This window comes from Streptacidiphilus jeojiensis, assembly GCF_042510965.1.
GTDB classification, from domain to species: Bacteria; Actinomycetota; Actinomycetes; order Streptomycetales; family Streptomycetaceae; genus Streptacidiphilus; species Streptacidiphilus jeojiensis.
Map to the genome: position 1 here is coordinate 259,315 of NZ_JBEUKS010000011.1, position 21,156 is coordinate 280,470.

Sequence of the window (21,156 nt, forward strand, 5' to 3'; positions counted from 1 at the left end):
GAGGAGGACGGTTATGTCTGAACGGGTGCCCATGTCATCTCCGATGCGCCAACGGTGACTCGAGCAAGGTAGTTGAATCGACCATGGCGTGTACACGTCTTATCTGAATTTCCCTCGTACAACCGGACTTCTCTGCTAGGGGCCCGAGGGCAGCGGGGGTGCGTGGCGGACGGCGGGGCTGACCGTCGCCGCGAGGGCGGTGGCCAGCATGACGGTGGTGAGGATGAGGACGGTGCCGGCGGGGCCGACGCCGGCGAGCAGATAGCCGGCGGCGATCGAGCCGAGCGGAAGCACCCCCCAGCATAGAGTCATCGCCGCACTGCCGACCCGACCCATCAGTTCGTCGGGTACCAGCGACAGTTGGTAGGTCCCGAACACGACGTTCCAGAGCGGACCGAGGAACGCCGAGGCGCCACCGATCACGCCCAGCAGCAAGGGGTTCGAGGTGAGGGCGAGCAGCGGCAGCAGCGCCGCCCAGATCCAGTTGACCCCGATGATGACGGTCCTGGGGCTGAACCGGCGCTGCAGCGCCCCGGCGGCGAGGGCGCCGAGCAGTCCGCCGCCGCCGTAGATGCCGAACATCAGCCCGGTCGTGCCGGCGGAGGCCCCGCCCTGCCGGGCGAGCACCACCAGCACCAGGGCCAGCGCCTGGAAGACCAGGTTGCTGGCGGCGACCAGCAGGACGGCGGCGCGGATCAGCGGACTGCGCCAGAGCCAGCGCAGCCCCGCCGTGGTCTCCTGCCACAGGGACTCCTGCCTGACGGTCCGTTCGGCCTGGAGGTCCTTCCGGACGAACAGCAGTCCGACGGCGGCCGTGCAGTAGGAGACGGCGTCCGCCAGGAACGGGAGCGCCCGGCCCGCACTGAACAGCAGGCCGCCCAGCGGTGGACCGACGAGCGCGGCGCCGCGGCCCTTGGCCTCGTTCTGCGCCAGTGCGGCGGGCAGCAGTGAGGTGGGCACGATCCTGGGCAGGGCGGCCTGCTCGGCCAGTCCGAAGAACGCGAAGCAGGTGCCCTGTGCGAAGGCGACCACCATGAGTTGAGGAATCGTCAGCAGATTCGACCAGAGCGCGACCGGGACGCTGGCCAGGGCCAGGCCCGCGACCACTTCGCTGGTCAGCATGATCCGCCGACGGTTCCAGCGGTCCACCAGGGTGCCCGCCGGCAGGTGCGCCACCAGATAGGGGAGCGAGCCCGCAGCGGCGACCAGACCTGCGCTGGACGGGCTTCCGGTGATCGCGAGCACCAGCAGCGGCAGCGCCGTCGCGCTGGTCCTGGAGCCCAGCGTGGACACGATCTGACCGCCCCAGAGCGCGAGGAAGTCGCGGTTGCGCCAGAGCGAGGGCTGACGGGTGGTCACCGTGGTGGTGGAGACGGTCATGAGGGGGCCCCGTCGTCCGGGGTGGGGAAGGCGTTGAACAGCACGGTGATGTGCCGGCTGCCGGGCGGGGCCTGGTCGGGCTCGCGCCGCCAGCGGTTCAGCAGGGCGATGTACTCCTCGGCGAACTCCGCCAACTCCCCGGCGGTCAGGGTGGTTCCGCCGAAGGAGTGCATGGCGGCCGTGCCGAAGTCGCCGAAGGCGTCCGGATCGGCGAGGAAGCCGGCCAGGTGGCCTTCGGCCCGTTCCCGCCAGAGGCGGGCGATCTCCTGGGCCGCCGTCCCGACCTCGGCGTCGATGTCGGCGTTCGCACTGCGGCGCGGCAACCGCAGATCCTGCGGCACCGCCCGCCAGTACCTGCGGCGGCCCGCCGAACGGGCGCCGTCCTCCTCGATGAAGCCGAACCGGGCCAGCTGGCGCAGGTGGTAGCTGGTCGCCCCGCGGTCCGCCGTGAACGTCACGGCCAGGTCGGCCGAGGTGGCCGACCCGTGCCGCTGCAGCCAGGCGAGCATCTGCTGGCGCAGCGGATGGGCGAGCGCCTTCAGCGCCTCGATGTCGGACAGTTCACGGCGTCGCTGGGGCTCCGTCATGATGAGAAGGTATCAATGCAAAGACTTCTTCTCAATAGCCGTTGGATACCCGTCGCCGAGCATGATTATTTTGCCGGTGCATGGACAAGACCTTGGTGTGCGCGCATCCCCCGGTCGCGTACCGGTGCCCCGGGTCGCGTGGATGCGGGGCACCGTCCGCCGGGGTGGGCGCCGGGGTCACCAGCCCCGGGTACGCCATTCGGCGAGGTTGGGGCGTTCGGTGCCGAGGGTGGTGTCGTCGCCGTGGCCCGGGTAGACCCAGGTCTCGTCGGGGAGGGTGGCGAAGAGCTTGGTCTCGACGCCGTCGAGCAGGCTGGTGAAGGCGGCGCTGTCGCCCCAGGTGTTGCCGATGCCGCCGGGGAAGAGGCAGTCGCCGGTGAAGAGGTGCGGGTGGCCCTTGGGGTCGTCGTAGATCAGCACGATCGCGCCCGGGGTGTGGCCGACCAGGTGGCGGACGGTGAGGTCGATCTCGCCGAAGCGCAGCGTGTCGCCGTCGTCGAGGAGCAGGTCGGAGGGGACCGGGATGCTCTCGGCGTCCAGGCGGCCGGCCGCGGTGCGGGCGCCGGTGGCCTGGACGACGGCGGCGAGGGCGTTCCAGTGGTCCTGGTGGCGGTGGGTGGTGACCACCGTCGCGAGGCTGCCGCCGACGGTCTCCAGCAGGACCGGGGCGTCGGCTGCGGCGTCGATGAGCAGCTGCTGGTCGGTGGCCCGGCAGCGCAGCAGGTAGGCGTTGTTGTTCGTGGGCCCGACGGCCACCTTGGTGATCATCAGCTGCGGGAGCTCCCGCACCGCCGGCGTCCCGCCGACCTTCACCGCTCCGTGGTACGACATGCCGTCAGCCTAGCGGCGGCAGGGCCGGCAGGTCTGCGGCGGGCACGCCCAACGCGGATCCGTCGGCGCGGCCGGAGAGCCAGGCGACCAGCGCCCCCGCCGGGCCGGAGAGCCGCAGTGGCTCCGGGGTCTGCGCCGAGCCGCTCTCGACGCCGTAGCTGCCGAGGCGGTAGCCGGTGTCGGTGTCGGAGTCGTGCAGCAGCAGCGGTGGCAGGTCAGGGGCGTCGCGCAGTCGCTCGGTGAGCGAGGCCAGCTCGCGGGTGACGAACTCGGTCGGCCAGTGCGCCGGGGTGTAGTCCAGGCCCAGGTCGACATGGTGGTACTCGACCTCGCTGACCCGCTTGTAGGGGACGCCGAAGGCGGGGAACGGGCCGAGCCGGTGCGGGACCGGGATCGACCAGGCCTCCGGCGGCATGGCCTCGCAGGCGGCGGTGAAGCGGAGGCCGGAGGCGCGCAGGTCGGCGAGCTGGTCGGCCGGCGGTCGCCTGGCGCCGTCCTCGATGCCCCGGTCGCGGGCCTCCGGGCTCGGGTACATCGGGATCGGCTGCGAGGTGCGGGCGCCCCGCAGCAGATTGCAGAGCGCGTCGGCGTTGCGGGAGATGTGACTGAGGACATGCCCCCTGGTCCAGCCGGGCAGCACGGAGGGCTGGAGGACCTGCTCAGGGGTCATCTCCTCGACGCTGCGCAGCAGCCGGGCGGTGGCCTCGGCGGCCTGGGCGATGGTCTGCGCTGGGATCCCGCTTGGGGTGGTCATGCTCTCTCCCGTAACGTCCGAGGTGCGTGTCCCGCGTGGTTTCTCATCGTTTCCCACGGCGGGGAAGCTCTCACGCTAGCGTCGTGTTCACCCCTTCGGGTGACGGTTCTGGATTGCCCCAAAAATCGAACACGTGCTCCCATAGTGTTGTCGCGTCGGACGGTCCCGGATCGCCCCGTCCAGGACCGTCCGACGTCCAGGGCAGTGTCCAAGGCAACGGCCGAGGCAATGTCCAGGACCGACCGACGCCCCATCGATCCGGAAGGCGCAGAAGCGTGGCAGACCGCCTCATCGTCCGCGGTGCTCGCGAGCACAATCTCAAGAACGTCTCGCTCGACCTGCCGCGCGACTCCCTCATCGTGTTCACCGGCCTCTCCGGGTCCGGCAAGTCCTCGCTGGCGTTCGACACCATCTTCGCGGAGGGCCAGCGCCGCTATGTCGAGTCGCTGTCCTCCTACGCCCGGCAGTTCCTGGGCCAGATGGACAAGCCCGACGTGGACTTCATCGAGGGCCTCTCCCCGGCCGTCTCGATCGACCAGAAGTCCACCTCGCGCAACCCCCGCTCCACCGTCGGCACCATCACCGAGGTCTACGACTACCTCCGGCTGCTGTTCGCGCGGATCGGCCACCCGCACTGCCCGGTCTGCGGGCGTCCGATCGCCCGGCAGTCGCCGCAGCAGATCGTGGACAAGATCCTGGAACTGCCCGAGGGCACCCGGTTCCAACTGCTCAGCCCGCTGGTCCGGGCCCGCAAGGGCGAGTTCGTCGACCTCTTCGCCGACCTGCAGACCAAGGGCTACTCCAGGGCCAGGGTCGACGGCGCGACGATCCAGCTGACCGAGCCGCCGGTGCTGAAGAAGCAGGAGAAGCACACCATCGAGGTGGTCATCGACCGCCTCACCGTGAAGAAGAGCGCCCAGCGCCGGCTCACCGACTCGGTCGAGACCGCGCTCAAGCTCTCCGGCGGCACGGTCGTGCTGGACTTCGTCGACCTGGCGGCCGACGACCCCGAGCGTGAGCGGATGTACTCCGAGCACCTCTACTGCACCTTCGACGACATCTCCTACGAGGAGATGGAGCCGCGCTCCTTCTCCTTCAACTCGCCGTTCGGCGCCTGCCCCGAGTGCACCGGCCTGGGCTCGCGGATGGAGGTCGACCCGGACCTGGTCGTCCCCGACGAGGAGAAGACCCTCGACGAGGGCGCCATCCACCCCTGGTCGCTGGGCCACACCCGGGAGTACCACCAGCGGCTGATCAGCGCGCTGGCCAAGGAGTTGGGCTTCCGCACCGACATCCCCTGGGCCGGACTGCCGCAGCGCGCCAGGAAGGCGCTGCTGTACGGGCACAACTCCCAGGTCGAGGTGAAGTTCCGGAACCGCTTCGGCCGCGAGCGCTCCTACATCACCGGCTTCGAGGGCGCGGTGCCCTTCGTCCAGCGCCGGCACTCGGAGTCCGAGACCGACAGCAGCCGGGAGCGCTTCGAGGGCTACATGCGCGAGGTGGACTGCCCGGCCTGCCACGGCACCCGGCTCAAGCCGGTGGTGCTGGCGGTGACCATGGCCGGGAAGTCCATCGCGGAGGTCTCCTCGATGTCCATCAGCGACTGCGCCGACTTCCTGGGCGCGATGGAGCTCTCCGACCGGGAGAAGACCATCGCCGAGCGGGTCCTCAAGGAGGTCAACGAGCGGCTGAAGTTCCTGGTCGACGTCGGCCTGGACTACCTCTCGCTGAACCGCGCCGCGGGGACCCTCTCCGGCGGCGAGGCCCAGCGGATCCGGCTGGCCACCCAGATCGGCTCCGGCCTGGTCGGCGTGCTCTACGTGCTGGACGAGCCCTCGATCGGGCTGCACCAGCGCGACAACCACCGGCTGATCGAGACCCTGGTGCGGCTGCGCGACCTGGGCAACACCCTGATCGTGGTGGAGCACGACGAGGACACCATCCGCACCGCGGACTGGGTGGTGGACATCGGCCCGGGTGCGGGGGAGCACGGCGGCCATGTGGTGCACTCCGGTTCCCGCGAGGACCTGTTGGCCAACAAGGAGTCGCTGACCGGCGCCTACCTCTCCGGCCGGCGCTCCATCCCCACCCCGGAGGTGCGCCGTCCGATCGACCCCAAGCGGCACATCACCGTCCAGGGCGCGCGCGAGCACAACCTCCAGGACGTGGACGTCAGCTTCCCGCTGGGCACCCTGACCGCGATCACCGGTGTCTCCGGCTCCGGGAAGTCCACGCTGGTCAACGACATCCTCTACACCCACCTGGCGCGCGAACTCAACGGCGCCCGCAGCGTGCCCGGACGGCACACCCGGGTCACCGGCACCGACCTGGTCGACAAGGTGGTCCACGTCGACCAGTCGCCGATCGGCCGCACCCCGCGGTCCAACCCGGCGACCTACACCGGTGTCTTCGACCACGTCCGCCGGCTGTTCGCGGAGACCACCGAGGCGAAGGTGCGCGGCTACCTGCCGGGCCGCTTCTCCTTCAACGTCAAGGGCGGCCGCTGCGAGAACTGCGCCGGCGACGGCACCATCAAGATCGAGATGAACTTCCTGCCGGACGTCTACGTCCCCTGCGAGGTGTGCCATGGGGCGCGCTACAACCGGGAGACGCTGGACGTCCACTTCAAGGGCAAGTCCATCGCCGAGGTGCTGGACATGCCGATCGAGGAGGGGCTGGAGTTCTTCGAGGCCGTTCCGCCGATCGCCCGGCATCTGCGCACCCTCACCGACGTCGGCCTCGGCTACGTCCGGCTGGGCCAGTCCGCGCCGACGCTGTCCGGCGGCGAGGCGCAGCGCGTCAAGCTGGCCTCGGAGCTGCAGAAGCGCTCCACCGGGCGGACCGTCTACGTCCTGGACGAGCCGACCACCGGGCTGCACTTCGAGGACATCAGCAAGCTGATCAAGGTGCTCACCGGGCTGGTGGACAAGGGCAACACGGTGATCGTGATCGAGCACAACCTGGATGTGATCAAGACCGCCGACTGGGTCGTCGACATGGGACCCGAGGGCGGCAACGGCGGCGGCCTGGTGGTCGCCGAGGGCACCCCGGAGCACATCGCGACGGTGGCCGAGAGCCACACCGGCAAGTTCCTGCGCGACATCCTGGGGGACCGGGTGTTCGCGGAGGAGGCGGCGGAGGAGGCCGCGGCCGCCAGGAAGCCGGCGGCGAAGAAGGCTCCGGCGAAGCAGGCACCGGCGAAGAAGCCGGCCGCGAAGAAGGCAGTGGCGCAGAAGACAGCGGCGAAGAAGGCGGTGGCCAAGAAGGCCGCCCCCGGTAAGAAGTAGTCACAGGAAAGCCGCATAGGGTGCACCCGGAGCGCAACCTGCCCCGGGTGCACCGCGTTGAGCGTGGTGCCCCGCCACGTCTGCCCTTTGGGAGCCCGCGACCATGACCCAGCTCGACGCCGCCCCTGCCCCGGAGAACGCCGACTGCGCAGGCTGCTGCACCACCGGCACCGGCACCGACCGGCGCGCCGTGCTGCGTGGCGCCGCCGCGGTCGGGGTGGCCGGTGTCGCCGGGCTCGCGCTGGCCGCCTGCTCGTCCGGTTCGAGCAGCACCAGCACCGCCTCCGGGCCGACCATGCTGGGCCCGACCAGCGATGTCCCGGTCGGCGGCGGCAAGGTCTACAAGGACGACAAGATCGTGGTGACCCAGCCGACCTCCGGCCAGTTCAAGGCGTTCAGCGCGGTCTGCACCCACGCCGGCTGCCTGGTCGACGGTGTGCAGGGCGGGACCATCCAGTGCCCCTGCCACGGCAGCCAGTTCAAGATCGCCGATGGCTCCGTCGCCAACGGCCCGGCCACCTCCCCGCTGCCCGCCAAGACCGTGGCCGTGCAGAACGGCAAACTGGTCGTCACCGTCTGACCGGTTCCGCAGCCGCGGGCCCACTGTCGCGGGCCCACGCCCTGGTCACCCGCGGAACGGCTGGACCGGGACCCCGGTGGTGTCCGTGTCCAGCACGAACACCGAACCGGACAGCGGATGGTCCGTCAGTTCCCGTGCGGACAGGCCGTTGCGGGCCGAGGTGATGTACAGTCGGCCGTCCCGGTCGAAGGCGCAGCTGGTCGGCTGGAGGACCGGCACCGGCACCACCCCGACCACCCGGCCGGCCGGGTCGTAGCGGCGGACCTCCCGGCCGCCGTGCATGGCCACCCAGAAGCAGCCGTCGGTGTCCACCGCCAGGCCGTCCGGCACCCCGGAGCCCTCGGTCCGCACCAGTACCTCCAGCGGGCCGAGCTCGCCCGACTCCGGTTCGTAGGGTGCGCTGTAGAGCAGGTTGGCGTAGCTGTCGGCCAGGTAGAACACGGTGTCCTCGGCGTTCCAGCCCAGCCCGTTCGGCAGCACCAGCCCGTCGGCCACCACGACGCTGGGGGACGCGCCGTCCCAGCGGTGCAGCCTGCCCTGTCCGGCGGCGAACTCCAGGTGGTTGCTGCCGGCCCAGAAGCGGCCCCGGGAGTCCACCTTGCCGTCGTTCATCCGCAGCGAGGGTTCCGGCAGCACCGGATCGACCAGTTCCAGTGCGCCGTCGGTGATCAGGCCGAAGCCCTCCGCCACGGCTGCGGCGAACCCGTCCCGCTCGGCCCTGGGCGCCACCGCTCCGATCATGGTGTCGAGTCTGGTGACCGTCTGCCCGCCCGTGGCCAGGTCGTCCTCGTGGACCGCGCAGCCGTAGATGTCGACCCACACCAGCCGGCCGGTGCGGGGATCGAACACTGGGCCCTCGCCCACGTCCGAGGTGTCGCTGCGCACCGCGACATCGAGGTTCCCGTAGGTCCGCACGCTGGCCATGCCGGCTCCGTTCGTCAGGGCGCCGGACGCTGTCCCGCTGTCCGGCCGTTCGCTACCGCCCAACCTGGCCGGGCAGTGTCGCGGCCGTCAACGGCGATTGGCGGATCTTCGTCATCCGTGTTGCGGATGGCGCTGGTCAGAGCGGTGGAACGGCGATGGTGCCGTCGGGGCGCGGTGCCTGGACCACCGCGCGGATGAAGGCCCGGGCGGCCGCCCCCAGCGGGCGTTCCGCATGCCACCAGATGCCCACGTCCCGGTACCGGTCGAGGTTGTGGATCGGCCGGATCTGCATGCCCTCGCGCTGGATCATCTTCGCGCCGAGGTAGTTGATCACGCCGATGCCGTGTCCGGCCCGGACCATCGCACCCAGGGTGGTCGGCTGGTGGAAGACGATGCCGGACGGGGCGACCAGATCCTTGATCGTCAGTGCCGCCTCGGCCTCGTCGCCGACCACCGAGTTGGCGAGCGGATTTCCGATGGTGATGACCCGCTGGTCGGCCAGGTCGGACAGTTCGATGGCGTTCCGCTCCAGCAGCGGATGGCCGGTGGGCGCCAGCAGGACGAACGGTTCGCGCCACAGCGGCCGCACCGTGAACGCGTGGTCGTGCGGCTCGGGTCGGAGCGGGCGCAGCGCCACCGAGACGCGGCGGTCGGCCAGCGCGGACTCGATCAGGCCCAGCCAGCCGCCGTCCAGCACCGCCACCTGCAGCTGGGGATGCTGCTCGCGCAGCGCGGTGACGACGCCGGGTAGGAACTCCGAGCTTGCGCTGGCGAAACTCGCGACGCTGACGGTGCCGGACACGGTACCCGCGTCGGTCTGCCGGGCGGTGCTCAGTTCGTCCGCGGCCGCCAGGACGGCCCGCGCCCTGGGCAGCAGCGCCCGCCCGTCGTCAGTGAGGGTGAGCGGCCTGATCCGGCGTTCGATCAGTGAGCACCCCAGTTCGCGCTCCAGGTTCGCGATGTGCGCGGAGACCCGGGGCTGCGACAGGTGCATCTGTTCGGCGGCCCGGGTGAATCCGCCGGAGTCCACCACTTCGATCCAGGTGCGCAGCCAGGCCAGTTCAAATGCCATGTGTCGTCCAGAGTCTCCAGGGCGGGTGTTCGTGGTGGAAGGGCTGGTGGTCACCGCCGCGGCCAATCTATCCGGAGCACATCCGTCCGGCTGATCAGGGGTATCCGCATTTCGTCGTTGACGCCTTCCGCGGGCCGTGGCCGACTTGTGCCATGACCGATCAGACATCCCCGAGTTCCGCCGTCGGCCTGCTGTCCGTTCCGGGAGCCGATCTCCGGCGCGGCGACGACGGTGCCGTCATCACCTCCGTGGAGACCTATGCCCTCGCTGTTCCGCTGAAGCGGCCCATCGCCGACTCCACGGCCGCGATGGCGCACTGGACGGTTCCGGTCGTGGAGATCCGCACCGCTGACGGGCGGGTGGGCACCGGGATCTCCGGAATCCACTGCGCCCCGGAACTCCTGTCCGGCGTGATCGACCCGTACTACGCCGATGCACTGCTGGGCACGGACTCGGAGGACGTCCTCGGCACCTGGAAGCGCCTGTACTGGCTGCCGACCCACTGGATGGGCCGGTCCGGGGTGGTGCACATGGCCCTGGCGATGGTCGACATCGCGCTGTGGGACCTGGCCGCGCAGCGGGCCGGGAAGCCGTTGTGGCAGCTGCTCGGGGGTACGCCGGACAGCATCGAGGCCTACAACACCGACGGCGGCTGGCTGAACCTGGGCGACGCCGATCTGGTCCGCGACGTGACCGCGCTGGTCGACCAGGGCTGGTCGCGGGTGAAGGTCAAGGTCGGCCGCACCGACTGGCGCGAGGACGCCCGGCGGGTGCGGGCGGTGCGCCGGGCCATCGGCGACGACGTCACCCTGATGTGCGACGCCAACCAGCGCTGGGACCTCTCCACCGCCAACCGGATCATGCCGGTGCTGGAGGAGGTCGCCATGGACTGGGTGGAGGAGCCCTTCCATGCCGACGACCTGCGGTCGCACGCGCGGCTGCAGGCCTCGACCCGGCTGGACGTGGCGGCCGGCGAGAGCATCTACTCCTACCACCAGTTCGCCTCCTTCCTGGAGGCGGACGCGATCCGGGTGGTGCAGGCCGACGTCACCCGGGTCGGCGGGGTGACCGAATGGCTGCAGATCGCCGCACAGACGGCGGCCCGGGGCCTGCGACTGGCCCCGCACGCCGGTGACATGATGCAGGTCCACCAGCACCTGGCGGGAACCGTGCTGTCGGAGGTGCCACCGCTGGTGGAGTTCATCCCCTGGACCCAGCAGGCCTTCGTGGAACGCAGCACGGTCCGCGAGGGCTTCCTGGAGCGCCCGCAGGCGCCCGGCGCCTCCACCGCGATCGACCCGGCCGCCCGGGCGCGCTGGCAGATCGCCGGTGTCGGCAGCACCCGAACGCTCTGATCCCGGCCGGGAGCGCCGAGCACGCCCGGCACCATCTTCACCACCTGTACCACCTGGATCGTCACCATCAATCGCACGTCGGAGGGAACGAACATGTCCGAGCCGCAGCCCCAACGGTCCGATCGGCGGGTGGCCGTGGTCACCGGGGCCGGCCAGGGGATCGGGTACGCCATCGCCGCGGCGCTGGCCGCCCGTGGCGTCCAGGTGGTGCTCACCGACCGCAACGCCGGGACGGGGGAGGCCGCGGCAAAGGAACTCGGCGGCGTCTTCCTGCCGCTCGACGTGGCGGACCCGGCTGCCGTGGCCGCGACCGCCGACGAGGTGGTGCGGCGGTTCGGGCAGGTGGACGTGCTGGTCAACAACGCCGGCATCGCCCACGAGAACGACGCACTGGAGGTGACCGACGAGATCTGGAACCGGGTCCTGGCCGTCGATCTGACCGGCACGTTTGTGGCCTGCCGCGAGTTCGGCCGGCACATGGTGGGCCGCCGCTCCGGGTCGATCGTCAACATCTCCTCCATCGCCGCCTTCATCGGCTCGAACCCCGAGTACCACGTGGCCTACGACGTGGCGAAGGCCGGTGTGTCGCAGCTGGCCCGCTCGCTGGCGGTGGAGTGGGCCCGGCACGGGGTGCGGGTCAACGCCGTCGCTCCGGGCCGCACCCGCACCCCGATCCTGGACACCGTCGGCATGGACGATCCCGAGCGGATGACGCAGTGGATCGGGCAGATCCCCATGGGCCGCCTGCTGGAGGCGGACGAGATCGCGGCGGCCGTGGTCTTCGTCGCGCTCGACGGTTCCGCGATGACCGGGCAGACGCTGCTGGTGGACGGCGGCCAGATCGCCCAGTGACGGTGGCGGTCCGGCCGACCCGCCGCCGTCAGCCCACTTCCAGGACCAGCGCCTCGCCCGCGCCGAAGGTCGCTTCCAGTACCTCGTCGCGGTGCCGCAGCCGGACCGTCGCCGCTCCGGACGCCAGGATCCGGGCCGTGGCGAGCCGGCCGTCCCGCCAGTGCAGGTCGACCGTGAAGCCGCCCCGGGCCCGCAGCCCGCGCACGCTGCCGTCCGGCCAGCCGGACGGCAGCGCCGGCAGCAATTCGATCTCCGCGCCGTCGGACTGCAGCAGCATCTCGGCGACGCCGGCGGTGCCGCCCGCGTTGCCGTCGAACGAGTAGATGTTCTGCGCTGCCCCGGCCACCCCGCCGGCCGAGAAGCTCATCAGATTGGCCTCGCTGGCGTCGGTGACCAGGGTGGTCAGGTGCCGCAGTGCGGCGTCCCCCTGGAGCAGTCGGGCGTAGTAGAGGGTGAAGTCGGCCTCCACCCACTCGGTCTGCTCCCAGCCGGGAGCCTGCCGGCGGCGCTCGATGGTGGTCTCCGCGGCCCGGGCCAGCTCCGGCGTGCCGCGCGGGGTGATCTGCCGCTCCGGGAACAGCGCGCCCAGGTGCGAGGTGTGCCGGTGGCTGGGGTCGGCCTCCTCGTAGTCGTGCAGCCACTCCTGCAGCTGTCCGTGACGGCCGATCAGGAACGGCTGCAGCCGGCCCCGGGCGGCGTCGATCCGGGTCCGCAACTCCTGGTCCACATCCAGCAGTTCGGCACTCTCGGCGCAGATCCGCAGGACCGCCTCGATGAACACCCGGTCGGCGGTGGCGCCCATGGCGACGGAGCAGCGGCTGCCGTCCGGCGCCAGGTACCAGTTCTCCGGCGACTCCGAGGGCCCCGGCAGCAGCAGACCGCGCTCCGGGTCCTCGACCAGGTAGGCCAGGAAGAACTCCGCCGCGCCGCGGAAGACCGGGTGGACCCGCTCGCGCAGGAACCGGTCGTCCGGCCGGTACTGGTAGTGCTCCCACAGCTGCAGGGCGAGCCAGGCGCCGCCGGTCACGTTCATGCCCCAGCCGATGCCGGAACCCGGTGCGGTGTAGCCCCAGGCGTTGGTCACGGTGTGCGCCACCCAGCCGGGGGCTCCGTACATCCGTCGGGCGGTGTCCGGTCCGTGCGCGGCGAGGGTCTCCAACAGCCGGAACAACGGCTCCTGACACTCCGCCAGATTGGTCGGCTCGGCCGCCCAGTAGTTCTGCTGGGTGTTCACGTCCAGGTGGAAGTCGTTGGTCCAGGAGGCGCTGCTGGCCAGGCCGTCGTTCCAGAGCCCCTGGAGGGCCAGCGGCAGCGGTGAGTCGTGCCGGGAGCCGGCCACCGTCAGGTAGCGGCCGTACTGGAAGTACAGGGCCAGCAGGCCGTTGTCGGCCCGGCCGGCGGCCAGCCGCTCCCGGCGTTCGTCGGTCGGCAGTGCCGCCGCTGCGGCCGGTGCCGGGCCGAGGTCGAGGGAGACCCGGCGCATCAGGCTCTGATGATCCGTCACATGCGCTTTCCTGAGCGTCGGATAGCCGGTGTCGGCGGCCGCAGCGAGCAGGGAGTCGGCCCGGGCCGCCGGGTCCGCACCGGCCCAACTGGTTCCCACCGCGATGTGCACCACAGCCGCGTCGGCGCCCTCCAACAGCAGGCCGTCAGCGGTGCGCCGCAGCGTGCCGCCCTCGGCGCTGATCCGGGCGTGCACCCGTACCGCCACGCCCTGGGTGCCGTCGCTGTGCAGGCTCTCGTAGGCGTGGCCGTCGAGGACCACGCCGTCGCCGACCGGGCCGTCGCCGACCACCGTGACCTGCCCGGGGATCACCCCGTGTTCCAGCGACAGCCCGAACCCGACCGATCCGGGGCGGTCGGCGGTGAGCCGGACCGCGATGACGCCGTGCGGGTGGGAGGCGAAGACCTCGCGGGCGAAGCCGGTCCCGCGCGAGGTGTGGGTGACCGAGACGACGCCCGTGTCCAGGTCCAGGGTCCGGCGGTAGTCGCGTACGTCGGGGTCAGGTCGGAAGTCCAGCCGCACCTCCGGCAGCGGCAGGTTGGTGCCGAAGGACGACGGCCGGCCGGTCAGGTGCTCGGTGGCCAACTGCTGCGCCTCCGCGTGGCGTCCGGCGAGGAGCAGCTCCCGGATCCTGGGCAGGTACGTCAGCGCGGTGGGGCTGACATCGGTCTGCGACGGGGCGCCGGACCAGGCGGTGGACTCCGAGAGCTGGATCCGCTCGCGGTCGGTTCCGCCGTACACCATGCCGCCGAGCCGGCCGTTGCCGATCGGCAGCGCCTCGAACCAGCGGGTGGCCGGGCGGCTGAACCACAGGGTGCCGGACGGGGCTTCGGTGCTGCGGAAGTCCTGCCCGGGTACAAGCGTGAGCATGGGGACGCTCTCTCCTCAAGGGTGGTGAAGCTGGGGGACGGTGGGGGCGAAGACGCGCTGGGCGGCGACCGCGGCGCCGCCGCGGGCCCACTGTTCGAAGGGCAGCGGGCGCACCAGCAGGTCGCAGTCGCCGGCCGCGCCGAACGCCTGGGCGCGGAAGGTCCGCCTGATCTGCTCCTCGTAGAGGTCGTAGGAGGCCACGCCCTCACCGGAGATGATGATCCGTTCGGGGCCGACCAGGTTGGCGACCGAGGCCAGGGCCAGCCCCATCGCATGCCCGGCCTGGGAGAAGACGGCGCGTACCGCCGGATGCCCGGTGTGCGCGAGCCGCACCGCCTCCTTCATGGTCAGCGCCGGGTCCGCCGCTGCCCGCCTGGCCCGGTCGGTGATGGCGTGGGTGGAGGCGACGGCCTCCACGCAGCCGGTGTTGCCGCAGGTGCACACCCGGTCGCTGCCGCCGACCGGCAGATGGCCGATCTCGCCGGACACCCCGTGCGCGCCGGAGACCACCAGGCCGTCCAGCACCAGGCCGCAGCCGATCCCGGCGCCGACGGTGACCAGGGCGAAGGACGACAGGCCGACGCCAGCCCCGAACCAGAGCTCGGCCACGGTCAGCGCCCGCACGTCGTTCTCGAGCACGGTGGGGGTGCCGGTGGCGTCCTCGACGAGTCGGGCCAGCGGGACCCGGCGCCAGTCCAGGAAGGGCGAGTACTGCACGGTCCCGCCGTGCCCGTCCACGTCTCCGGAGACGGTGACGCCGATGCTGTGCACATCACCGTCGCCCACCGCCCCCGCGTCGGCCCGCAGCCTGCTCACCAGCCGGGCTATGGCGGCCACCACGGTGCTGACGTCGCGTGAACCGAGCGCCGCCCGGCCGGTGGCGAGCGGCTGTGCGGCGAGGTCGACGACCACGCCGATCAGTTGGTCGCCGGTCACCTTGACGCCGACGAACCGGGCGCGCTCCGCCCGGACCGCGATCAGCGTCGGTGGCCGGCCCGCCCGCTCCACGACGGGCCGGCCCAGTTCGGTGATCCAGCCCTCGGTGAGCAGCGGAGTGGCGACCTTGGTCACCGCGCCCGGCGACAGGCCGGTACGCCGGCCGACCTCGGCCCTGGTCAGCGGTCCGTGGGTGAGCAGGGTCCGGAACACCTGAGCGGCTGCGGGGGGTTGGTCGGCGAGCGTCATGAAAAGGGACCATACATTTCCCTTGGAAAGTATGGAAGAGCAGAAGGAACGTGGAAATTCCCAGTTCAGAACGGTCTTCTGGCGGTCCGGATGATTCGCTCTACGAATATCCATCATTCGTGCCACGCAATATGTTGACCATGGAAGAAAACCCTGGCTACATTCACCGCACCTCACGCCGACGGTGCTCCGGGACGACCACCGTCGGCGGGCCGCGAGGGCCGCGGGGGCCGCGGGGGCGGTGAGCGATGCGCCCGCCCCCGCCCCCGGCGCACCCACCCGACCGTTCCACCAGCCAGTTGTTTAAGGAGAGTGCCCGGTGGTCACATCGCGCTCCGCCCCCACCCGCTCGGCCGCCGCCCGCCGCCGGGACCTGCCGGTGGCGCTGCTGCTCATCGCACCGTCCGTGGTCGGATTCGCGATCTTCTACGCCTACCCGACGCTGCGCGGCATCTACCTCAGCTTCACCGACTTCCACGTGCTGACACCGCCGACCTGGGTCGGGCTGGCCAACTTCCGCGAGCTGGCCGGCGACGGGGTCTTCTGGCACTCGCTGCTGGTGACCACCTGGTTCGTGGTGCTGTCGGTGGTGTTCGGCACCCTGGTGTCGCTGGTCACCGCCGTGGTCCTGCACCGGCTGACCAGTTCCACGGTGCTGCGCGGGGTGATCCTGCTGCCGTTCCTGATCTCCAACGTGATCGCCGCGCTGGTGTGGCAGTGGATGCTCGACCCGCAGCTGGGCATCGTCAACATCGTCCTCCAGCACCTGACCGGCCACACCATCCTGTTCCTGGGCAGCGGCGGCTGGGCCGTTCCCACGCTGGCCGCGATCAGCGTCTGGAAGGGGATGGGCTACTACGCCCTGCTGATCTTCGCCGGGCTGCAGACCGTCCCGCCGACCGTCTACGAGGCCGGACGCGTCGACGGCGCGAGCGAGGTGCAGATCTTCCGCCGGCTGACCCTGCCGTTGCTGCGGCCGATCCTGGCCATGGTGGTCGTGCTGACCGTCATCGGCTCGTTCCAGGTCTTCGACATCGTGCAGGTCACCACCAAGGGCGGCCCGGCCAACGCCTCCAACGTGCTGCAGATGTACATCTTCAACAAGGCGTTCACCCAGTTCGACTTCGGCTACGCGGCGACCATGTCGCTGGCGCTGTTCGCGCTGCTCATCGCGGTCACCTTCACCCAACTGCGGCTCGCCCGGGCCGACGAGTCCGACCTGAACTGAAGGAGGCCGCCATGACCGTCACTCTCGCGCCCGCACGGACCGGAGCGGGCCCCGGCGCCGCGCACCGGCCGCCCACCCGCGGCAGGTTCAACCCCGGCAAGGCGCTCGCCTGGACCTACCTCGCCGTCATCGTCGTGGTCACGCTCTTCCCGTTCTACTGGATCCTGCGCACGGCGCTGTCCAACAACTACAAGCTGGACACCGACCCGTCCTCCCCACTGCCGGTCGGCTTCACCTTCGGTGCCTTCGAACGCGCCCTCGGACTGGCCACCCCGGCGCAGGCCGCCGCGCAGGGCGGTTCCGGCGCCTCGCTCGACATCCCGCTGTACCTGCGCAACTCGCTGGTCTACGCCACCACCCAGACCGCGATGATCGTGGTGCTCTCCGCGGCGGCCGCCTACGCCTTCTCCAGGCTGCAGTGGCGCGGGCGCAACCTGGTCTTCAACATCCTGATCAGCGCGCTGATGGTGCCCGGGGTTTTCACACTGCTGCCGAACTTCGTGTTCATCAAGCAGCTCGGGCTGACCAACACCTTCGCCGGACTGATCCTGCCCGGAGGCCTGTTCCAGGCGTTCACCCTGTTCTTCCTGCGGCAGTTCATGCTCTCGCTGAGCAGTGAGATCGAAGAGGCGGCGATCATCGACGGCGCCGGGCCGCTGCGGATCTTCTTCCGGATCATCCTGCCGATGACGTCCGCACCGCTGGCGACCGTGTCGCTGCTGATGTTCGTCAACGCCTGGAACGACTACTTCTGGCCGCTGCTGATCACCAACAGCCAGAGCGTGGAGCCGCTGACGCTGGCGCTGGGCGTGTTCCAGCAGTCCTCCCCGCAGGCCGCGCCCGACTGGGCCGGACTGATGGCCGCCGCCCTGGTCGCGGCGCTGCCGATGCTGCTGCTCTTCATCGCCTTCGGCCGACGAATCATCAACTCCATCGGCTTCTCGGGCCTCAAGTAGCGCACCGGCCCGCGCACCGGCCCCCGCCCCATTCCTCGCACCACCCGAAGAAAGCGAGAAGGAACCATGAGAGTACGCACAGCAGTCGCCCTGGGCGCCGCCGCCGCTCTGACCGCCGTGGTGTCCGGCTGCGCCGGCAGCGCCGGCGGATCGGGCTCAAAGACCGTCAACTGGTGGACCTGGGACGACAAGCAGGCCGTCGCCTACCAGACCTGCGCCACCGCCTTCGAGCAGGCCAACCCCGGTGTGACGGTGAAGATCACCCAGTACAACGTGGCGGACTACTTCACCAAGCTCACCGCCGGCTTCGTGGCCGGGAACGCGCCGGACGCGTTCCAGGACAGCGTCACCTTCCTCCAGCAGTACGTCGACCAGCACCAACTGTTGCCGCTGGACGACGACATAGCCAAGGACAAGTTCGACCTGTCCCGCTTCTCGGTCGGCGTGGACTCCTGGAAGTACACCGACGGCAAGCAGTACGGGCTCCCCCTGGACTGGGCCGCCACCGGTCTCTACTACAACCAGTCCATGCTGGCCAAGGCCGGCTACACCCCGCAGCAGGTCGCCGACCTCAACTGGAACCCGACCGACGGCGGCACGATCGGCAAGATGATCGCCCACCTGACGGTGGACGACAAGGGCGTCCGCGGCGACCAGCCGGGCTTTGACCGGAACCACGTCAAGACCTACGGCATCGGCCAGATGGCGTCCAAGGACTTCCTCGGCCAGACCACCTGGAGCTCCTTCGTCTCCACCCTGGGATGGCGGCTGGGCCAGGGCACCTGGCCCACCACTCTCAACTACGACGACCCGCGGTTCGTGCAGACCATGGACTGGGTGACCTCGCTGGTCAAGAAGGGGTACGCGCCGAAGATCGGCGAGTTCACCTCCAGCGTCTCCGACGTGGACCTGCTCTCCTCCGGAAAGGTCGCCATGGAGACGGCGGGCTCCTGGGAGGCGTCCACCTTCGCCAAGATCCCGGGCCTCAAGGTCGGCATCGCACCCACGGTCATGGGCCCCGACGGCACCCGCGCGGTGTACAGCAACTCCAACGGCAACAACATCTGGGCCGGGACGAAGAACGCCGACCTGGCCTGGAAGTGGGTCTCGTACATGGGATCCGCGGCCTGCCAGTCCAAGGCCTCGCTGACCGGGACGTTCTTCCCGTCCATCCCGGCGTCCATGGCCGCCTCCGCCGCCGCCCTGAAGCAGCAGGGGGTGGACCTGACGGTGTTCACCGACATGCTCAGGAACAAGGTGCTGTACCCGGCGCCGGACACCCGCAACGGCGCCGCCCTGCAGCAGGCCATCGAGCCGCTGTTCGAGGCCTACTTCGCCGGTCAGAAGAGCGACAGCGTCTTCGCGCAGATGCAGTCCACGTCGAAGTCCCTGCTCACCCAGAAGTAGCCCGACACCGCGGCCGGGTGAGGCGCCACCGCGCCCCCGGCCGCACCCGAGAAGAAGGACCCGTATGCCCACCTCCCCAGCGCGGATCGTCGTCCTGCGCGCCGCCGGCAGTTGCTTCGCGGTGGAGCTCACCGAGCCGGTGCCCTCAGTACTGCACTGGGGCGCGGACCTCGGCGAACTGACAGACGCCGACCTGGCCGCACTGAGCCTCACCGCGGGTCCTGCGATCCTCAACAACGCCCCTGACCTGCCACGCCGGTTCACCGTCTGGCCCACCGAGGCCGAGGGCTGGTCCGGCAGTCCTGCGCACCACGGTCATCTGGCGGGCACCGCCGGCGCCCCCAGGCTGACCACCACCGGCTACTCGCATCACGAGTTCCCGGAGGGCGGAGGCGAGTTGGTGCTGGAACTCGCCGACGGCGGGGCCGGGCTCGACGTCACCCTCAGCTATCGGATGGAGCCCTCCGGCGTCCTGGCCGCCTGGGCCCGCCTCACCCGCCGCGGAGCCGAACCGCACCACACACCTCACGACGCGCCCTACGACCTGACCCAGGCGCTCGTGGTGCTGCCGCTGCCGCGCCGGGCCGCCGAGATCCTGGACTTCACCGGCAAGTGGAGCCGCGAACGCTCCCCGCAGCGGCGCCCGCTGGGCCACGGCATCCACGCCCGCGAGGTGCGGCGCGGCAAGCCCGGGGTGGACTCGCCCTATCTGCTCGGCGTCGGAACACCCGGCTTCGGCTTCCGGTCCGGCGAGGTGTGGGCGGTCCACGTCGCCTGGAGCGGTGACCAGCGGTACTCCGTCGAGCAGTTGCCCGAGGGCGCCGGCAGCCATGCCTCCGCGCTGGGCGGCGGCGAACTGCTGAGGTCCGGCGAGATCCGGCTCGCCCCCGGCGACAGCTACCGGACCCCGGTGTGCCACTTCGCCTGGTCCGCCGACGGCCTGGACGGACTCGCGGACCGCTTCCACACCCTGCTGCGGGCCCGTCCCGAGCACCCCTCCAGCCCACGACCGCTGGTGCTCAACAGCTGGGAGGCGGTCTACTTCGACCACGACCTGGAGCGGCTGCACCGGCTGGCCGAGCTGGCGGCGCAGGTGGGTGTCGAGCGGTTCGTCCTGGACGACGGCTGGTTCAGCGGCCGACGCGCCGACGACGCCGGGCTGGGCGACTGGACCGTGGACCCCGTGGTCTGGCCGAACGGGCTCGACCCGCTGGTGGACCGGGTGCGGGCGCTGGACATGGACTTCGGGCTGTGGGTCGAGCCCGAGATGGTCAATCCCGACTCGGAGCTGGCCCGGCGGCATCCCGACTGGGTGCTCGGCCCGGCCGCCGGCCCCGGCGCCACCTCGCGCAACCAGCACGCCCTGGACCTGGCCAACCCCGAGGTCCGGAGCTACCTGCTGCACGCCCTGGACAAGCTGGTGACCAGCTACGACATCGCCTTCCTGAAGTGGGACCACAACCGCGAGCTGCACGAGGCGGTGCACGGCCGGGCCGACCGCCCGGCCGCGCACGCCCAGGTGGACGCGCTCTACCGGCTGCTCGACGCGCTGCGCGAACGCCACCCCGCCCTGGAGATCGAGAGCTGCGCCAGCGGCGGCGGCCGGGTGGACCTGGGAATTCTGGCCCGGACCGACCGGGTCTGGGCGTCGGACTGCAACGACCCGGTGGAACGCCAGACCATCCAGCGCTGGACCGGGCAACTGCTGCCCCCGGAACTGGTCGGCACGCACGTCGGGCCGTCGCCGAGCCACACCACCGCGCGGGTGACTTCCGACGGATTCCGGCTGGTGACCGCGCTGTTCGGGCACGCCGGCATCGAACAGGACCTCACCCGGTGCTCGCCGGAGGAACTGGCCAGGCTCACCGCCTGGACCGCGCTCCACCGCGAACTCCGTCCACTGCTGCACGGCGGCCGGACCGTGCGGGCCGACCTGGAGGACGAGGCCCGACTGCTGCACGGCGTGGTGGCCCGGGACGCCTCGGCGGCCGTGTACTGCTGGGCCAGACTGGCGACCTCGGCCGAGGGGCAGTCGGGCCGGGTCCGGCTGCCCGGACTGGACGCCTCCGCGCGCTACCGGGTCCGGGTGCGTACCGAGTTGGGCCTCCCGTCGTTCCACCAGGGCGCCGGGCCGGACTGGCTCCCCCGGGCCCTGGCGGGCTGGGTGTCGCTGCCCGGCGCGGTCCTGGCCCTGGCCGGACTGCCGATGCCCACCCTCGATCCGGCTCAGGCCATGCTGCTGGAGGTCCTCCGCGAGCGGCACTGATTCGATATACGGATAGGCACCTGCCGAAACATGCGCTTTACACTGCGGACGGCTGAACCCTATGTTCTCACCATCCCCGCCGACGGACGCGGCCGGGAACTGCACATGAGTGCCGGGT

Annotated in this window: 16 protein-coding genes; 8 read left to right on the forward strand and 8 right to left on the reverse strand. The window is 70.9% G+C overall.

The window, feature by feature from the left end:
* Window positions 1–135: 135 nt before the first annotated feature.
* The 4 genes from ABUW04_RS28640 to ABUW04_RS28655 form a co-directional block, all read right to left on the reverse strand.
* Window positions 136–1,380 carry an MFS transporter gene (locus ABUW04_RS28640; protein ID WP_380567234.1) on the reverse strand — a complete coding sequence of 415 codons (1,245 nt, stop codon included), beginning with the start codon at window positions 1,378–1,380 and terminating at the stop codon, window positions 136–138.
* Entirely contained in the window at window positions 1,377–1,967 is a 591-nt protein-coding gene (locus tag ABUW04_RS28645; protein ID WP_380567236.1) for an ArsR/SmtB family transcription factor, read from the reverse strand. The genes ABUW04_RS28640 and ABUW04_RS28645 overlap by 4 nt, the downstream gene beginning before the upstream one ends.
* 177 nt (window positions 1,968–2,144) lie before the next feature.
* On the reverse strand, window positions 2,145–2,798 hold the full coding sequence (locus ABUW04_RS28650) for an MBL fold metallo-hydrolase (protein WP_380567237.1): 654 nt from the start codon (window positions 2,796–2,798) through the stop codon (window positions 2,145–2,147).
* A gap of 4 nt (window positions 2,799–2,802) precedes the next feature.
* The gene (locus ABUW04_RS28655) at window positions 2,803–3,552 is read right to left on the reverse strand and encodes a maleylpyruvate isomerase family mycothiol-dependent enzyme (RefSeq protein ID WP_380567238.1); all 750 of its coding nucleotides are present in this window, start codon (window positions 3,550–3,552) and stop codon (window positions 2,803–2,805) included.
* A gap of 275 nt (window positions 3,553–3,827) precedes the next feature.
* Between ABUW04_RS28655 and uvrA the strand changes: the two genes are divergently transcribed.
* Together uvrA and ABUW04_RS28665 are read left to right on the forward strand one after the other, a co-directional pair.
* Window positions 3,828–6,839: an excinuclease ABC subunit UvrA gene (gene uvrA / locus ABUW04_RS28660; RefSeq protein WP_380567240.1), complete on the forward strand. Its 3,012-nt coding sequence runs from the start codon at window positions 3,828–3,830 to the stop codon at window positions 6,837–6,839.
* A gap of 103 nt (window positions 6,840–6,942) precedes the next feature.
* The gene (locus ABUW04_RS28665; protein WP_380567242.1) at window positions 6,943–7,419 is read left to right on the forward strand and encodes a Rieske (2Fe-2S) protein; all 477 of its coding nucleotides are present in this window, start codon (window positions 6,943–6,945) and stop codon (window positions 7,417–7,419) included.
* 45 nt (window positions 7,420–7,464) lie between these two features.
* Here ABUW04_RS28665 and ABUW04_RS28670 read toward each other — a convergent pair whose 3' ends face one another.
* On the reverse strand, window positions 7,465–8,343 hold the full coding sequence (locus ABUW04_RS28670; RefSeq protein ID WP_380567243.1) for an SMP-30/gluconolactonase/LRE family protein: 879 nt from the start codon (window positions 8,341–8,343) through the stop codon (window positions 7,465–7,467).
* 136 nt (window positions 8,344–8,479) lie between these two features.
* A complete protein-coding gene (locus ABUW04_RS28675) occupies window positions 8,480–9,415 on the reverse strand; it encodes a LysR family transcriptional regulator (RefSeq protein ID WP_380567245.1) in 936 nt (311 codons plus the stop codon).
* Window positions 9,416–9,567: 152 nt separating this feature from the next.
* Here ABUW04_RS28675 and ABUW04_RS28680 point away from each other — a divergent pair, with 152 nt between their 5' ends.
* Window positions 9,568–10,770, forward strand: coding sequence for a mandelate racemase/muconate lactonizing enzyme family protein (locus ABUW04_RS28680; protein ID WP_380567247.1), 1,203 nt, complete (start codon window positions 9,568–9,570; stop codon window positions 10,768–10,770).
* Between the two features lie 93 nt (window positions 10,771–10,863).
* Complete coding sequence (locus tag ABUW04_RS28685; RefSeq protein ID WP_380567250.1) at window positions 10,864–11,622, forward strand: SDR family NAD(P)-dependent oxidoreductase; 759 nt, start codon at window positions 10,864–10,866, stop codon at window positions 11,620–11,622.
* A 28-nt stretch (window positions 11,623–11,650) separates the two neighbouring features.
* On the opposite strand, the gene ABUW04_RS28690 is transcribed toward ABUW04_RS28685, so the two are convergent.
* Complete coding sequence (locus ABUW04_RS28690) at window positions 11,651–13,996, reverse strand: glycoside hydrolase family 95 protein (RefSeq protein WP_380567252.1); 2,346 nt, start codon at window positions 13,994–13,996, stop codon at window positions 11,651–11,653.
* Between the two features lie 15 nt (window positions 13,997–14,011).
* Window positions 14,012–15,181, reverse strand: coding sequence for an ROK family transcriptional regulator (locus ABUW04_RS28695; protein WP_380567254.1), 1,170 nt, complete (start codon window positions 15,179–15,181; stop codon window positions 14,012–14,014).
* A gap of 319 nt (window positions 15,182–15,500) precedes the next feature.
* Between ABUW04_RS28695 and ABUW04_RS28700 the strand changes: the two genes are divergently transcribed.
* From ABUW04_RS28700 to ABUW04_RS28715, 4 genes are all read left to right on the forward strand, one after another.
* Entirely contained in the window at window positions 15,501–16,409 is a 909-nt protein-coding gene (locus ABUW04_RS28700; protein WP_380567256.1) for a carbohydrate ABC transporter permease, read from the forward strand.
* 11 nt (window positions 16,410–16,420) lie between these two features.
* Complete coding sequence (locus ABUW04_RS28705; RefSeq protein WP_380567257.1) at window positions 16,421–17,365, forward strand: carbohydrate ABC transporter permease; 945 nt, start codon at window positions 16,421–16,423, stop codon at window positions 17,363–17,365.
* 66 nt (window positions 17,366–17,431) lie between these two features.
* Complete coding sequence (locus ABUW04_RS28710) at window positions 17,432–18,772, forward strand: ABC transporter substrate-binding protein (protein WP_380567258.1); 1,341 nt, start codon at window positions 17,432–17,434, stop codon at window positions 18,770–18,772.
* A gap of 64 nt (window positions 18,773–18,836) precedes the next feature.
* The gene (locus ABUW04_RS28715; protein WP_380567261.1) at window positions 18,837–21,038 is read left to right on the forward strand and encodes an alpha-galactosidase; all 2,202 of its coding nucleotides are present in this window, start codon (window positions 18,837–18,839) and stop codon (window positions 21,036–21,038) included.
* The last annotated feature ends 118 nt before the right edge of the window (window positions 21,039–21,156 follow it).